We start from the raw sequence: 281 nt of genomic DNA, 5'->3' as shown, positions 1-281 counted from the left end.
CATCGGACCGGTGCTGATCGCGGCGGCGGCTGTGTCGGTGCCGGTGTTCTCACCGCCCCTGATCCGCGCGTGGACGGCGATCGTGCCGGCATCCCGCTCCGCCAGCTGGCATGTCGCGCGGGCCGTGTCGACGGAAACCTCGCGTCGGAGCAGCGCCTCGACGACCGCGTTCCTCGTCGCGATCGGCCTCCCGTGGACCTTCCTCGTGGGCCAGCAGACGGCGGCGACGGCGATGACGGATGCCGTGGCCCTCGACGTCCGTCCCCTCGCGCTGCTGCTCG

1 protein-coding gene is annotated in these 281 nt (G+C 73.0%); it reads left to right on the top strand.

What is annotated here, in order from left to right:
- Positions 1-281, top strand: a 281-nt coding sequence (locus ACZ3HG_RS23385; protein ID WP_465334714.1) for a hypothetical protein, incomplete at both ends; no start/stop codon positions are given.

It is taken from the genome of Erwinia sp. PME.40.26/001, assembly GCF_055556675.1.
The sequence above is the reverse complement of the archived record's forward strand: the minus strand, read 5'-3'. Positions and strand labels throughout refer to the sequence as shown.